The sequence below is a fragment of the Klebsiella sp. PK01 genome, assembly GCF_057624675.1.
In genome coordinates this window covers 960353-973419 of the sequence record NZ_JBYEZM010000001.1, presented here as the reverse complement: position 1 = coordinate 973419, position 13067 = coordinate 960353, and the positions used below count along the sequence as shown (strand labels likewise).

13 protein-coding genes are annotated in these 13067 nt (G+C 53.7%); 3 read left to right on the top strand and 10 right to left on the bottom strand.

Features of this window, described 5'->3' with window-relative positions:
- Positions 1-70: 70 nt before the first annotated feature.
- The 5 genes from AC22LX_RS04740 to potA form a co-directional block, all read right to left on the bottom strand.
- Positions 71-946, bottom strand: coding sequence for a DUF6708 domain-containing protein (locus AC22LX_RS04740; RefSeq protein ID WP_045393733.1), 876 nt, complete (start codon positions 944-946; stop codon positions 71-73).
- A 323-nt stretch (positions 947-1269) separates the two neighbouring features.
- Entirely contained in the window at positions 1270-2316 is a 1047-nt protein-coding gene (potD, locus tag AC22LX_RS04735) for a spermidine/putrescine ABC transporter substrate-binding protein PotD (RefSeq protein ID WP_020079135.1), read from the bottom strand.
- Positions 2313-3098, bottom strand: coding sequence for a spermidine/putrescine ABC transporter permease PotC (gene potC / locus AC22LX_RS04730; RefSeq protein WP_045393735.1), 786 nt, complete (start codon positions 3096-3098; stop codon positions 2313-2315). The genes potD and potC overlap by 4 nt, the downstream gene beginning before the upstream one ends.
- Entirely contained in the window at positions 3095-3952 is an 858-nt protein-coding gene (gene potB, locus AC22LX_RS04725; protein ID WP_041908286.1) for a spermidine/putrescine ABC transporter permease PotB, read from the bottom strand. Before potB ends, potC begins: the two co-directional genes overlap by 4 nt.
- Positions 3936-5072 carry a spermidine/putrescine ABC transporter ATP-binding protein PotA gene (gene potA, locus AC22LX_RS04720; RefSeq protein ID WP_045393738.1) on the bottom strand — a complete coding sequence of 379 codons (1137 nt, stop codon included), beginning with the start codon at positions 5070-5072 and terminating at the stop codon, positions 3936-3938. The genes potB and potA overlap by 17 nt, the downstream gene beginning before the upstream one ends.
- 254 nt (positions 5073-5326) lie before the next feature.
- Here potA and pepT point away from each other — a divergent pair, with 254 nt between their 5' ends.
- The 3 genes from pepT (at position 5327) to AC22LX_RS04705 (ending at position 7372) form a co-directional block, all read left to right on the top strand.
- Positions 5327-6550 carry a peptidase T gene (gene pepT / locus AC22LX_RS04715; protein ID WP_045393740.1) on the top strand — a complete coding sequence of 408 codons (1224 nt, stop codon included), beginning with the start codon at positions 5327-5329 and terminating at the stop codon, positions 6548-6550.
- 88 nt (positions 6551-6638) lie between these two features.
- Entirely contained in the window at positions 6639-7130 is a 492-nt protein-coding gene (locus AC22LX_RS04710) for an REP-associated tyrosine transposase (protein WP_045393742.1), read from the top strand.
- A gap of 8 nt (positions 7131-7138) precedes the next feature.
- Positions 7139-7372: a hypothetical protein gene (locus AC22LX_RS04705; RefSeq protein WP_157843848.1), complete on the top strand. Its 234-nt coding sequence runs from the start codon at positions 7139-7141 to the stop codon at positions 7370-7372.
- 158 nt (positions 7373-7530) lie between these two features.
- Here AC22LX_RS04705 and AC22LX_RS04700 read toward each other — a convergent pair whose 3' ends face one another.
- The 5 genes from AC22LX_RS04700 to hflD all read right to left on the bottom strand — a co-directional run bounded on the left by AC22LX_RS04700 (position 7531) and on the right by hflD (position 13058).
- Positions 7531-8652, bottom strand: coding sequence for a ribosomal protein uL16 3-hydroxylase (locus AC22LX_RS04700; RefSeq protein ID WP_045375085.1), 1122 nt, complete (start codon positions 8650-8652; stop codon positions 7531-7533).
- An 85-nt stretch (positions 8653-8737) separates the two neighbouring features.
- Positions 8738-10204, bottom strand: coding sequence for a two-component system sensor histidine kinase PhoQ (gene phoQ, locus AC22LX_RS04695; protein WP_047050071.1), 1467 nt, complete (start codon positions 10202-10204; stop codon positions 8738-8740).
- The gene (gene phoP, locus AC22LX_RS04690; protein WP_047046826.1) at positions 10201-10875 is read right to left on the bottom strand and encodes a two-component system response regulator PhoP; all 675 of its coding nucleotides are present in this window, start codon (positions 10873-10875) and stop codon (positions 10201-10203) included. The genes phoQ and phoP overlap by 4 nt, the downstream gene beginning before the upstream one ends.
- Positions 10876-11042: 167 nt before the next feature.
- Positions 11043-12413 carry an adenylosuccinate lyase gene (purB, locus tag AC22LX_RS04685; protein WP_045393751.1) on the bottom strand — a complete coding sequence of 457 codons (1371 nt, stop codon included), beginning with the start codon at positions 12411-12413 and terminating at the stop codon, positions 11043-11045.
- A 3-nt stretch (positions 12414-12416) separates the two neighbouring features.
- Positions 12417-13058, bottom strand: a complete 642-nt coding sequence (gene hflD / locus AC22LX_RS04680) for a high frequency lysogenization protein HflD (RefSeq protein ID WP_015367144.1) — start codon at positions 13056-13058, stop codon at positions 12417-12419.
- Between the last annotated feature and the right edge of the window lie 9 nt (positions 13059-13067).

Here is a 13067-nt window from a genome sequence, read left to right as displayed (position 1 = left end):
CTGAATATTATGGACAGATTTTAATGCTCGCAACAACAGGTCTGTAAGCCACTCTGGCCACTTCTGATATTTAACTATCCGACGTCGATTCCGTCTGTGCGAAATCAGACCAGAGTGTATCGGGAAGTCTTCGCAGAATACTGCGCAGCGCCAGCGCATCGATTAATATAATTGGCACAAAAAGAAATGATATCAACCAAAAGAATGGATTACGGATAGGGAAAATGGTGGTCCAGCGATCGCTATCATCGACGCGTGATAACAATCTATTGCTCAGCGTCGTTACGCAGTATTTAAAGGTGGCGCGAGGTTGTGTCAAAAGAGTAACGGGAGAATTTATACCATTCATATAATCGTTACACCATTGCCAGGACTCGGCATAGCTAATAATCGTATCCTCAATGCTAATGAAGTAACGTGATGCGTAAAAAAATAAAGGTATATTATCATCGCTGATGATAATTTTGACCTTTGGGCTGTCAGGTGGATTAATATGCCAGGCATACCACGTCCGTGAACTTGCCGAACCGGAACCGTTTCTGAAACTGGGGCGAATAACGTCACTCCAGTCGAAAACTAGCGTTTCAACGGGCCATTTAGCAAAAATATTATGGTTATGGCAATGCTTCTGGATATAGATTTTCTGCTGACGGCGATTTAGCCGAATTATCATATCCTTGGGCTTGCTAATGAAAAGGCGTAGTGCATGTATTGCGCTATATAACAACAGGATAAGTATTGGGACAACAAATATTAGCTCCTGAAGGTAACCAACCAAAGGCACGATAATAAACAGGCCTAACAGCGAAACAAAAACTAAGGCAAAAGGTAAGGTGACGCCTAACCACTCACTTCGTGGTACATTCCTACTGATATCACAGTAAATATCATTAACTTCCGTAACGCCGAAGAGTGGCGGGGCTTTAATTTTTATGTTGTTTTTCATTCCATGTCCTTATGTAATGTCGGGGTTAATCCTTTAGATATTCATTTCGGTTATGTTTGGCGTGCTAAATAATGACGATTATCTCTTTCAGCGTTACCTTGTTTTATTTATGCAGATTAGCGCCACCCGTAAAGCAGCAAGAACGATGTAGAATAACGACAGCGCGAGTGAGAAGCAATATATATAGCGATTGAATAAGTTCGGGCGAAATGAATAACCCGCAGCACTTTATTTGTATATGCTTATTAGCGGATAATTGGTAGTGAATATATTAGCTTTTTATATGCTGGATAGCATCGACGCTATCCAGCATAGTATGACAATTAACGACCGGCTTTCAACTTCTGGTAATACTCTTCATAAATAGCGCTGGCGCTGCCGACATCATTTTGCCATTCGCCTTTTTCGATAGTGGCGGCATCCGGATACAGCGATTTATCGTTGGCGACTTCCGGGCTGAGCATTTTGCGCGCGGCCAGGTTCGGCGTCGGATAACCGATAGTTTCAGCTACCTGTTTCGCGACATCAGGGCGCAACAGGAAGTTAATTAGCTTCAGCGCGCCGTCAACGTTTTTGGCATTCGCCGGAATAGACAGGCTATCCATCCAGAAGATGCCGCCTTCTTTTGGCCAAATCACTTCCAACGGGGTACCTGCCTGACGCGCGACATAAGCGGAACCGTTCCATACCATGCCGAGGTTCACTTCGCCTTCCATATACGGGTTTGCCGGGTTATCGGAGTTGAACGCCGCGACGTTTGGCATCAGTTTTTTCAGCTCGTTATAAGCCGCTTCAATCTCTTTTGGATCGGTGGTGTTACCGGAATAGCCCAGTTTACGCAGCGCCATCTGGAACACCTCGCGCGCGTCGTCGGTCAGCAGCAGGCTGCTTTTATATTCCGGTTTCCACAGGTCGGCCCAACTGGTCACGGTTTTCGGGTCGATAGCATCGCTATTGACGCCGATTGCCGTCGCGCCCCAGATGTAGGGAATCGAGTAGTCGTTATTCGGATCGAAAGGTTTATTCAGCATCTGCGGATCGAGGTTGCTGAAGTTACTCAGCTTGCTCTTATCAATCTTTTGCAGCATACCTTCTTTACGCATTTTGTCGACGAAATAGGTCGATGGCACCACCAGATCGTAAGCGCCATCTTTATAGGTTTTGAGCTTGGCGTACATGGTTTCATTCGACTCGTAGGTCGAATAGATCACCTTGATGCCGGTCTCTTTGGTGAACTGTTCCAGCAGGCCTGGCGGCACGTATTCGGTCCAGTTATAGAAGTAGAGCGTTTTGCTATCGTCTGCCTGCGCGGCGCCCATGCCTAAAGCCAGAGCGCCCGCAGCGAGCAGGTGGCGTGACCATTTTTTCATTTTGACGTCCCCTGAGTTTTATCACGTGCAATTAACTGACTGGCGATGACCATCACCAGCGAAAGAACCAACAGAATCGTCGCCAGCGCGTTCACTTCTGGCGAAACGCCGACCTTAACCATGGAATAGATCTTCAGCGGCAGGATTTCATAACCCGGACCGGTGACAAACGAAGAGACCACCACGTCATCCATCGACAGGGTAAAGCTCAACAGCCACCCGGCCGCTACCGCCGGCAGCGCCAGCGGCAGGATAATTTTGCGCAGGATGGTCATCTCGCTGGCGCCGAGGTCTTTCGCCGCTTCCAGCATGCGCACATCAAAGCCTTTCAGGCGTGAGAACACGGTTACCACCACGAAGGGCAGGCAGAAGGTGATATGCGAAAACAGCAGCGACCAGAAACCCAATTGAATACCGATCAGCATAAACAGCACCAGCAGGGAGATAGCCATCACGATATCCGGCGACATCATCACGACGAATAGCATTCCGCTGACGAACGGCTTACCGCGAAAACGGTAGCGATACAGCGCCACGGCGGTGAGCGAGCCGATAAGCGTGGCGAAGGTCGCCGACAACACTGCCATGGTCAGCGAATGCTGGGCGGCCTGCAGCAGGCTATCGTTATTCATCAGCAGGCTATACCAGTCGGTGGTGAAGCCTTGCCAGTTGATGCCAAAGCGCGAGCGGTTAAACGAGTTAACGATCAGAATAATAATAGGGATGTAGAGATACGCGTAAATGGCGGTCATAAAGCCGCCGCGCAGCAGTCGACCGATCATTCCAGCTCCACCTTTTTATTCAGCAGGCGCGCCGCGCGCCAGTAAATCAACAACATCAGCCCCATCACCAGCGTTAAGGTGATACTGGTCGCCGCGCCGAACGGCCAGTCGCGGATATTCAGGAACTGACTCTTGATAACGTTGCCGATCAGCAGGTTTTTGGCGCCGCCCATCAGGTCTGAAACATAAAAGAGCCCCATTGCCGGCAGCATCACCAGCAGACAGCCGGCGATAATTCCCGGCATGGTGAGCGGTATAATGATGCGGATAAAGGTCTGCAGCTTGCTGGCGCCGAGGTCTTTTGCCGCCTCCAGCAGCGGACGATCCAGTTTTTCAATGCTGGAGTAGAGTGGCATCACCATAAACGGCAGCAAAATGTAGACCAGGCCGATGATCACTGCTGACGGCGTGTACATAATGCGTACCGGCGTATCGATAACCCCTGACCACAGCAGGAACTCGTTCAGATAGCCTTTGGTACTGAGGAAAATCTTCAGCCCATAGATACGAATAAGCGAGTTAGTCCAGAACGGAACGATCAGCAGGAATAGCAGCAGCGGGCGTACTTTTTGCGGCAAGCGCGCCAGAAACCACGCGAACGGATAGCCCAACGCCAGGCAGGCGAGGGTCGCCAGCAGCGCCATATTCAACGAATGCAGCAGCACATCGTAATAGAGCGGATCCAGCAGCCGCGAGTAGTTATCGAGCGTGAAGACCATTTTGACGAAGTTCGCATCGTCGCGGGTCAGGAAGCTGGTGGCGATGATCATCAGGTTGGGCAGAAAGACGAACAGTACAAGCCAGCCCACGATGGTGGCGATCACCACATTCTGGAATTTACTGGTGTTCTTCATCGGCCAGCACAACCTCCCAGCTTTCTACCCAGTTAATGGCCATTTTCTGGTCGAGCGAGTGGTCAAAGTCCGGATCGTCTTCATTGAAGAATTCGCTGACCATGACCATCTTGCCGTTTTCCAGCTCAACAACCGACTCAAGGGTCATTCCCTTGTAGTTGCGCTCGCGCACGTAGCCGATAAGGCCGTCTGCTTCGCTACCGTGATGAATTTCATCAACGCGTAGATCTTCCGGACGGAGCAGTACGTTCAGCTGTTGCCCTTTTTCAACGGCGAAGTTGACGTAGATATTGCACTCGCGGCCTTCGACGCAGGCGCGTACGCGCTGTTCATCCAGGCGTTCAATAACGGTTGCGTTGAATATGTTGATTTCGCCAATAAAACTGGCGACGAACAGATTCTTCGGCTCTTCGTAGATTTCACGCGGGGTACCGTCCTGCTCGATTTTGCCATCGCGCATTACCACAATGCGGTCGGACATCGTCAGGGCTTCTTCCTGGTCATGGGTGACGAAAACAAAAGTGATGCCGAGCTTGCGCTGTAGCGCTTTGAGTTCGTTCTGCATCTGCTTACGCAGCTTGTAGTCGAGCGCCGAGAGCGACTCATCAAGCAGCAGCAGACGCGGTTTATTGACCACCGCCCGGGCGATGGCGACGCGCTGCTGCTGGCCGCCGGAGAGCTGGTGGGGTTTGCGTTGGGCAAACTCCTCCAGCTGTACCATTTTCAATGCATCCACCACCCGCGGGGTGATTTCTGCCGCCGGGGTTTTTTGCATCCGCAGGCCGAAGGCAACGTTTTCAAACACCGTCATGTGCGGGAATAGCGCGTAGCTTTGGAATACGGTATTGACGTGGCGGTTTTCCGCCGGGACATGGGTGATATCCTGGTCTTCCAGGTGGATACGTCCGACATCGACGCTTTCCAGACCAGCGATTAGACGAAGAACGGTTGTTTTACCGCAGCCAGAGGGGCCAAGCAGGGTGAGAAATTCACCATTATTGATGGTTAAGTTGAGATCGGAGATAACGGTCTTACCATCAAAGCTTTTGCGAATTCCCGCGAGTTGTACCAGCGGAGAAAGCGAACGCGGTTGTATATTCAATTTTTGACTCTGTCCCATGTAGACGCAACGGAAAAGGGATCGCTGCGGGGTTTGTGATTAACCACCTTTGGGGTTGCACATAATTAATAAGGGCCAGCATTTTACGGCAAACGATTGTAATCGCCAATCATTGTTGTTCTGCGGTGTATCACCTTTACACAGAATGCACGCAAATGTATTAAATTTTGGTTTACGGGCTAAAAATGACCTGACGCAATATTTGTCTTTTCGCCCTTATTGATAATGTTGTCACAAAAAAAGAGGGTGGCCACATGGATAAATTGCTTGAGCGTTTTCTGCAGTATGTTTCTTTAGATACGCAATCGAAGCCTGGCGTACGTCAGGTTCCCAGTACCGAAGGGCAGTGGAAGCTGCTGCGTTTGCTGCAGAGCCAGCTGGAAGAAATGGGGCTGGTCAACGTGACGCTAAGTGAGAAGGGTACGGTGATGGGGACGCTGCCGGCCAATGTCGCAGGGGAAATCCCGGCCATCGGTTTTATTTCCCACGTCGATACCTCGCCGGATTTCAGCGGTAAGAACGTGAATCCGCAAATTGTTGAAAACTACCGCGGCGGCGATATCGCCCTCGGCATCGGCGATGAAGTGTTGTCGCCGGTGATGTTCCCGGTTCTGCATCAGCTGTTAGGCCAGACGCTTATTACCACCGACGGTAAAACGCTGCTCGGCGCCGACGACAAAGCGGGCATCGCTGAGATCATGACGGCGCTGGCGACGCTGCGGGCGAAAAAAATCCCTCACGGTGATATTCGTGTTGCTTTTACGCCGGATGAAGAGGTCGGGAAAGGCGCGAAGCACTTTGACGTTGCCGCGTTTGATGCCCGCTGGGCGTACACCGTTGATGGCGGCGGGGTCGGTGAGCTGGAATTTGAAAACTTCAATGCCGCGTCGGTCACTATCAAAATCGTTGGCAATAATGTGCATCCAGGTACCGCGAAAGGGGTGATGGTTAACGCTTTATCGCTGGCGGCGCGAATTCATGCCGAAGTGCCCGCCAATGAAGCGCCGGAAACCACCGACGGTTATGAAGGCTTTTATCACCTGACCAGCATCAAAGGCAGCGTTGACCGGGCGGAGATGCACTATATTTTGCGTGATTTCGATCGCAAGCAGTTTGAAGCGCGTAAACGCAAAATGATGGAGATCGCCAAAAAGGTCGGTAAAGGGCTGCACCCTGACTGCTACATTGAACTGGTGATCGAAGATAGCTATTACAACATGCATGAGAAGGTGATTGCCCATCCGCACGTAGTGGACATCGCGCGTCAGGCGATGGTGGACTGCGATATCGAGCCGCAGATAAAGCCAATACGCGGCGGTACCGACGGCGCCCAGCTCTCGTTTATGGGATTACCGTGCCCGAATCTGTTTACCGGCGGCTACAACTATCACGGTAAGCACGAGTTTGTCACTCTGGAAGGCATGGAGAAAGCCGTGCAGGTGATTGTGCGGATTGCGGAGTTGACGGCGAAACGCTAAACCAGAGCCCGATCCTGTAGGCCCGGTAAGGCGTGAGTCGCCACCGGGCAAAAAGAGTCCATATAAGCTGAAGAGGAGGGAACCTCTGATGTCAAATTATCGCCGTAGTTATCTCCCTGGCGGCTGCTGGTTTTTCACCGTAAACCTGCAAAATCGCCACAGCGATCTGCTGACACGACATACTGATCATCTTCGTGCCGCGATAGCCTGTGCTAAACGTAAGAGACCTTTCCAGATTAACAGTTGGGTTGTGTTACCTGAACATATGCACTGTATTTGGACGTTGCCGGAAGGTGATTCCGATTATTCTGGTCGTTGGCGGGAAATTAAAAAGTCTTTTACGCGTGCGTTAGCGCAGAGCCAGATCTGGCAGCCGCGTTTTTGGGAACATGCTATCCGTAATGATGAAGATTATCGGCGTCATATGGATTACGTTTATATCAATCCAGTGAAACACCGGCTTGTCGGACGCGTGAGTGATTGGCCATATTCAACGTTCCATCGTGATGTGAGGCTGGGGTTATATCCTGAGGATTGGGCAGGGCACATCGCCGAAATGGATGCCGGAGAGCGGCGGTAATATGCCGGATGGCGGCTACGCCTTATCCGGCCTACGGTGCTGATGCCATTTGTAGGCCCGGCAAGCGTAGCGCCACCGGGCAGGGTGTGGTTGATGCCGTTGTAGGCCCGGTAAGCGCAGCGCCACCGGGCAGGATGTGGGTTGATGTGGTTTGTAAGCCCGGCAAGCGTAGCGCCACCGGGCAGGGTGTGGTTGATGCCGTTGTAGGCCCGGTAAGCGCAGCGCCACCGGGCAGGATGTAGGTTGATGCCGTTTGTAGGCCCGGTAAGCGCAGCGCCACCGGGCAGGATGTGGGTTGATGTGGTTTGTAGGCCCGGTAAGCGCAGCGCCACCGGGCAGGATGTGGGTTGATGCCATTTGTAAGCCCGGTAAGCGCAGCGCCACCGGGCAGGCTGTCGACTCAGTCCTCGAAGAACCAATAGCCGCTGTTGACCAGCGCCGCCAGCATGGCGAGGAAAGATGGGTCTTCCAACGCATCGCCGAAATGTTCGGCACGCAGCGACAGATGCGTTGCCAGCGCGTCAAGCGCCGGGCGGTGCGGAGAATTGATTTTCTCGCCGTTGACGAACACTTCGCCATCGATTCGCAGCACGCGCAGGCCGCCGAGGCGGGCGAGCTTATCGCCCTGCTGCAGCGCATCGTAAATTTCATCTGGCTGATATGGCGGCTCCGGCGGCGCCACGTCAAGCTCGTGGCGGGATTGGGTAATGAACTCGCCAAACCACTGCTTAAAGTGCTCAGGCTGGTTAATCAGCCCCAGCATCATCTCGCGCAGACGATCCAGCTCAACCGGCAGAATATCGGCCGGATGGTCGCGGGATGGCACGTCCGGGTCGGCATAGCGCTGACTACCCAGTTCTCGTTGCAAAATATAGTCAGCAAAGCCGCTGAACAGCTCGCGAGCGTTCGGCGCACGATAGCCGACCGAATAGTTAAGCGAATTTTCCAGCGAATAGCCTTCATGCGGGAATCCAGGCGGAATGTAGAGAATATCGCCAGGCTCCATCTCTTCATCGATGATGGCTTCAAACGGATCAACCTGCAGCAGATCCGGATGCGGGCAGTGCTGTTTCATCGGCACCTTTTCGCCCACGCGCCAGCGCCGGCGGCCGGTACCCTGAATGATAAACACATCGTATTGATCAAGGTGCGGGCCCACGCCGCCGCCGGGGACGGAGAAGGAGATCATCAGGTCATCGATACGCCAGTCCGGTAGGGCACGGAAGGGATGCATCAACGCCGCTGTCGGCTCGTGCCAGTTGTTCACCGCTTGCACCAGCAGCGACCAGTTGTTTTCGCTAAGATGATCGTAGCTTTCAAATGGACCATGGCTGACCTGCCATTTTCCGTCCTGATGACTCACCAGACGGCTGTCGACCTCGCTCTCCATGGCCAGACCGGCCAGTTCATCCGGGCTGATTGGGTCGATGAAATTGGCGAAGCCACGCTTTAACACTACCGGGCGTTTTTGCCAGTAGCGTTCGATAAAGTCGGGCCAGTTAAGCGTTAATTGATAGTCCATATTTATATTCCACAGCAGGTGTCTGTCTGGGATTATAACGGATGCGACGCCGCGGTGATGCAGGCGCCGTTAAAAAACTGTTGCGTTAGCTCTCTTTATCATCAGGAAGTTGTCGGCCAAAGATAACTTCCATGCAGGCGCCGCCGAGCAGGCTGTCGCCGGTCAGGATATCGCCATCATACTGTTCGACGATATCGCGGGCGACAGACAAGCCTACCCCCTGACCCGGACGCAACGTATCGGCGCGCTGGCCGCGATCGAACACCGCCGTGCGCTGGTTGCGGGGAATTCCTGGGCCGTCATCCTCCACCAGAATATGCAGCTGGTTGTCGTTGGTCTGGCGTACCGAGACTTCGACAAATTCCAGACAGTACTTGCAGGCGTTATCAAGCACGTTGCCCATCACTTCCATAAAGTCGTTCTGCTCGCCGACAAAGCTTATCTCCGGCGAAATATCCAGCGTGATGTTAACCCCTTTACGCTGGTAGACCTTATTCAAAGCCGAGGTCAGGCTATCCAGCAGCGGGGCGATCGGGTGCAGTTCGCGGCTGAGAAGCGCATTGCCGCTGCGCATGCTGGCGCGGTGCAGATAATAGCCGATTTGCTGTGAGATGCGGATAATCTGCTCCAGCATCACCGGCTCTGCTTCGCTGACGCTAATTTTCTCGCCGCGCAGCGAGCGTAGGGTGCTTTGCAGCACCGCCAGCGGCGTTTTCAGGCTGTGGGTTAAGTCAGTAAGGGTGGTTCGGTATTTGTCGTAGCGGTCGCGTTCGCTTTTCAGCAGGCGATTAAGGTTGCTGACCAGACCGGTAAGTTCACGAGTGGTGTGAGAATCGAGCCTCTCACGATGATGTTCTTCCAGTTCGCGGACCTCTTTCGCCAGTGATTCGATAGGGCGTAAACTCCACCAGGCGGCAAGCCACAGCAGCGGGATGACCAGCAGCAGGTTAGCCGCCAGCACGTAGATAAACCAGCTCCACACCATATAAGAGCGTTTAAGCTCCACCGGAATGGTGTCGACCACCACAATGCTTAATTGCGGCATCTTCGCGGTGGCCGGATAGAGATTAATCGCCACCGAGTGCGTCATCTCCGAGGAGTCATCTTCCTCGCGGATGGCGTCAAGCTGCTCGCGAATTTCATCATTATTGCGCAGCAGCATACTACTGCTGCCAACATCGGCTTCGATTTCATGAAAACCGTTGCTTTTCAGCCATTCAGGTTGGATCCGCTTCACCAGCCAGGGGACGTCATGTTGTGCCCACAGCAGTTTACCTTTGGCGTCGTAAATCAGCGTCACCGTCGGGCTCTGCATATTCAGGTGTTCCGGAATATCGACATCGATGTGGTTATTTTCCCACTTCGCCAGCATGTAGAACAGGTTGCTCTCGCCGCGCAGCAGACGGAAAGTGGTTTTATCGAAACTGACGCTGTAGCCTACCAGCGCAACCATGCCGTAGGCCAGCGACAGGATCAGCACCACGGCGGCCGTCGCCAGCAGGAAGCGGACGCGCAGTGAAAGCGGGAGAATATGTCGCAACACACCTTTCATCCGCGCAGTTCGAATAAGTAGCCCTGACCGCGCACGGTGGTGATCACCTCTTGCGGATATTGCGTCTGGATTTTCTTACGCAGCCGCCCCATCAGCACATCAATAGTGTGGCTTTCGCGGAGTTCGGCATCCGGATAGAGCTGCAGCATCAGCGAATCTTTGCTCACCACTTTGCCGCGGTTACGGATCAGCGTTTCCATAATGGTGTACTCAAAGGCGGTGAGCTTAATCGGCTGGTCATTGACCGATAATTCGCGGCGCGATAAGTCAACCTGGAAAGGCGGAATCGAAATTACCTGTGACGCCAGGCCGCTATTGCGACGCAGCAACGCCTGCATGCGGGCGGCGACCTCTTCGATATGGAAGGGTTTGGTGACGTAGTCATCGGCGCCGGCGCTCAGCACCTCGACTTTATCCTGCCAGCCTTCACGGGCGGTCAGTACCAGTACCGGTACCGATACGTCGTGGCTACGCCAGCGGCGGATCAGCGACAGGCCGTCTTCATCCGGCAGGCCAAGGTCAACGATGGCGACATCCGGGATATGCTCGCCCAGGTAGTAATCTGCTTCCTTTGCATCTTCCGCGGCATCCACCTGATGCCCCAGTTCCTGTAGCTGGACCTTGAGGTGATGGCGCAGCAGAGCATTATCCTCAACGACGAGTACGCGCATGCCCATTCTCCATTTCATTTTCGATTTGAATAGTTTAACGCGATTATGTGGCGCTGGGGGTAAACATTATTTAAACCAGGCGGGAGAGAGATTTTTTTGCGTGGAAAGTGGAAGGTTGCCAGGTAGCATGTGCGAAGAGATTGCCCATGCTACCTGAGGCAGGCTGGTTACTTCAGCTCGTCGACCATGGTGATCGCGCGGCCGATGTAGTTAGCCGGGGTCATCGCCTTCAGGCGGATTTTTTCTGCTTCCGGCAGCGGCAGGCCGTCGATGAACTGCTGCATACCTTCGGCGTCAACGCGCTTACCGCGGGTCAGCTCTTTCAGCTTCTCGTACGGCTTTTCGATACCGTAGCGGCGCATCACCGTCTGGATCGGCTCAGCCAGCACTTCCCAGTTGTGATCCAGTTCGTCCAGCAGACGATCCTGGTTCAGCTCCAGCTTGCTCACGCCTTTCAGGGTGGATTGGTACGCGATCAGCGCATAGCCGATGCCCACGCCGAGGTTACGTAGCACGGTGGAGTCGGTCAGGTCGCGCTGCCAGCGGGAAACCGGGAGCTTGCTGGCCAGGTGCTGCATCACGGCGTTCGCCAGGCCCAGATTGCCTTCGGAGTTTTCGAAGTCAATCGGGTTCACTTTATGCGGCATGGTTGAAGAGCCGATTTCACCCGCGATGGTTTTCTGTTTGAAGTGGTTGAGCGCAATGTAGCCCCACACATCGCGATCGAAATCGATCAGGATGGTATTGAAGCGCGCGATGCAATCAAACAGTTCGGCGATGTAGTCGTGCGGCTCAATCTGGGTGGTGTACGGGTTCCACTGAATACCCAGCGAGGTAACGAACTCTTCGCTGAACTGATGCCAGTCAACTTCCGGATAGGCGGCGATGTGGGCGTTGTAGTTACCGACCGCGCCGTTGATTTTTCCGAGGATTTCCACCTGGTTCAGCTGACGGTACTGGCGCTCCATACGGTAGGCGACGTTAGCCATCTCTTTGCCCATGGTGGACGGGGTCGCCGGTTGACCGTGGGTACGAGAAAGCAGCGGCACGTCACGGTATTGGGTCGCCAAATCTTTAATCGCGTCAATCAGTTTACGCCAGTACGGCAGAACCACTTCGTCACGTGCGGTTTTCAGCATCAGCGCATGCGACAGGTTGTTGATGTCTTCAGAAGTACAGGCGAAGTGAATGAATTCTGACACCGCGTGCAGCTCGGCGATATCGGCGACTTTTTCCTTGAGGAAATATTCTACCGCTTTCACGTCGTGGTTAGTGGTGCGTTCGATGGTTTTGATACGCTCCGCGTCCTCTACGCTGAAGTCGGCAACGATTTTATCAAGGAAACCGTTTGCGTCGGCAGCAAAAGCAGGAACTTCCTTGATCGCTGCGTGCGCGGCCAGTTTTTGCAGCCAGCGGACTTCTACCTGTACACGGAATTTCAGCAAACCGAATTCGCTGAAGATACCGCGCAGCGCGCTGACTTTATCGCCGTAGCGGCCGTCTACGGGGGAAACGGCGGTCAGTGAGGATAATTCCATAAATCATAACTCCGGGGTTAAATGAGCAAGAATTTGTTTTGCCTGGTTAACCAGACGATTGCGAGAAAACATGAGCTGCAGACGTCCGCCGCCAACCTGATGCCAGAGCACGGCGGAACGAATGCCGGCGAGCAGGGTAGAGCGTACCTTCGCCTGAACCTGCGGGCTTTGCAGCACGGCAGGAGAACCGGTGACCTGAATGCGCGGCCCCAACGGGCTGATGACGTCAACGTAAATGCCAGCCATCGCGCTGAGCAGCGTTTCAGATTGTAGATCAAAATGTTCCAACTGACGGCGCAGGCCGCCGATGCGGTTGCCGAGAGTATCCATCGCCCCTTTGCTGGCGGCGAGTTTACGTTCCAGCACCATCAGGCTCAATGTGTAGCGGGTGAGTTCCGCGTTGAGGCCCTGACGGCTGCTGGTATTCAGCACGCCGAGCAGAGTCTCAAGCCCGAGACGAAGATTGGCTTCACTACCACCGAATACCGCCAGCGTTGAATCCGGGTCGAGATCGATGATGCTGTTCAGCGAAACGTGCAGGGCGTCGCTGTCGCAATGCCCCTGATGCGCCAGTTGCTGAACCAGCCGCGCTGCCTGGCATACGCCCGCCAACGCCAGAGTGATGTCATAATAATTCTTCGCCACGCTTACTCC

Bases quoted from the DNA above. Each gene is read 5' to 3' on its own strand.
- AC22LX_RS04740 (WP_045393733.1), bottom strand. From the start codon at position 946: ATGAAAAACAACATAAAAATTAAAGCCCCGCCACTCTTCGGCGTTACG.
- potD (WP_020079135.1), bottom strand. From the start codon at position 2,316: ATGAAAAAATGGTCACGCCACCTGCTCGCTGCGGGCGCTCTGGCTTTA.
- potC (WP_045393735.1), bottom strand. From the start codon at position 3,098: ATGATCGGTCGACTGCTGCGCGGCGGCTTTATGACCGCCATTTACGCG.
- potB (WP_041908286.1), bottom strand. From the start codon at position 3,952: ATGAAGAACACCAGTAAATTCCAGAATGTGGTGATCGCCACCATCGTG.
- potA (WP_045393738.1), bottom strand. From the start codon at position 5,072: ATGGGACAGAGTCAAAAATTGAATATACAACCGCGTTCGCTTTCTCCG.
- pepT (WP_045393740.1), top strand. From the start codon at position 5,327: ATGGATAAATTGCTTGAGCGTTTTCTGCAGTATGTTTCTTTAGATACG.
- AC22LX_RS04710 (WP_045393742.1), top strand. From the start codon at position 6,639: ATGTCAAATTATCGCCGTAGTTATCTCCCTGGCGGCTGCTGGTTTTTC.
- AC22LX_RS04705 (WP_157843848.1), top strand. From the start codon at position 7,139: ATGGCGGCTACGCCTTATCCGGCCTACGGTGCTGATGCCATTTGTAGG.
- AC22LX_RS04700 (WP_045375085.1), bottom strand. From the start codon at position 8,652: ATGGACTATCAATTAACGCTTAACTGGCCCGACTTTATCGAACGCTAC.
- phoQ (WP_047050071.1), bottom strand. From the start codon at position 10,204: ATGAAAGGTGTGTTGCGACATATTCTCCCGCTTTCACTGCGCGTCCGC.
- phoP (WP_047046826.1), bottom strand. From the start codon at position 10,875: ATGCGCGTACTCGTCGTTGAGGATAATGCTCTGCTGCGCCATCACCTC.
- purB (WP_045393751.1), bottom strand. From the start codon at position 12,413: ATGGAATTATCCTCACTGACCGCCGTTTCCCCCGTAGACGGCCGCTAC.